Annotated in this window: 2 protein-coding genes; one reads left to right on the forward strand and one right to left on the reverse strand. The window is 51.4% G+C overall.

Going from position 1 to position 945, the window contains the following annotated elements; all coding sequences use genetic code 11:
• Nucleotides 1–19 precede the first annotated feature (19 nt).
• Nucleotides 20–475 (forward strand): transposase, encoded by a 456-nt coding sequence (locus tag P1S59_14525; GenBank protein MDF1527440.1) that lies wholly within the window; start codon nt 20–22, stop codon nt 473–475.
• Here the strand turns inward: P1S59_14525 and P1S59_14530 are convergent.
• Entirely contained in the window at nt 459–803 is a 345-nt protein-coding gene (locus P1S59_14530) for a hypothetical protein (protein ID MDF1527441.1), read from the reverse strand. The genes P1S59_14525 and P1S59_14530 overlap by 17 nt on opposite strands.
• Nucleotides 804–945 lie beyond the last annotated feature (142 nt).

Here is a 945-nt window from a genome sequence, read left to right on the forward strand (position 1 = left end):
GAAAAAGGCGGCATAAACCATGAACCTTTCCACCTTAAAACTGCCGCCAACCTGTCCAACCAATGGGGTCCACCTCTACCTGGAGACGGGCGAGAAACTGGCGGCCGAGTTCATCGCCCGTTTCAAGGACCTTTACCCCCGTGCCGTGGCTTCCTTCACGAACGATCTGGAGGCCAGCCTGACGCACCTGCGGTTCCCGGTGAACCATCGCAGGGGGATCCGGACGAGCAACTCCATCGAGCGGCTGTTCGGGGAGCAGAGACGGCGCACCAAGGTGATTCCCAGGTTCTTCGATGAGAAGAGCTGCCTGAAGCTGGTCTTCGCCTCCCTGATCAGGGCGGCCAACGGCTTCAGGGCCTTCGCCATGACCGACCTGGCACTGGCCCAGTTGGAGAGCTTGAGGAAAGAAAGGGACCTGCCGGCCACACCGAGCCTGGATTACGAGCTGGCAAAACAGATCAGGGAGGCAGCATGAGGCCGTCCCTTTTTACACCAACTTTCGGACTTGACCACAGCCCCAATCCATTAGTGGCTTTATATAGGTGGGGTATAAGATCGTTTTGGGCAAAATTTGCGATCCACTCTTGAGAATGTGTGTAAATTGGGATTTTAAACACTGTCAAACCAGTAGGTTCAGCTTCCATTTGGCCTAAAGCGCTTTTAAAACTTATACAAATTTCGATTTCAGGATTAAACAATCTCAAAGGAAGTGGTTCTGGTTTCAGTGTCTGATCGTAAAAAAAATTAAGAGCTGTGTACTCAATTTCCTGCAACCAAGCTATTTTAGAGTCATACCTATCCATTTGAACCGCCCCGGTTTTTCCGGAGGCTCCGTTACGTGAGTCCGGCCATCATAGCCGGGACTTTTTGACTCTGATAATACAACATTTCGTACTCAGCTGGTGGAATGTAACCGATCGGCTCGAGCAACCGCCTATTATTGAA

The organism is bacterium, assembly GCA_029210965.1.
Classification (GTDB): domain Bacteria; phylum BMS3Abin14; class BMS3Abin14; order BMS3Abin14; family BMS3Abin14; genus JALHUC01.

Bases quoted from the DNA above. Each gene is read 5' to 3' on its own strand.
- P1S59_14525 (MDF1527440.1), top strand. From the start codon at position 20: ATGAACCTTTCCACCTTAAAACTGCCGCCAACCTGTCCAACCAATGGG.
- P1S59_14530 (MDF1527441.1), bottom strand. From the start codon at position 803: ATGGATAGGTATGACTCTAAAATAGCTTGGTTGCAGGAAATTGAGTAC.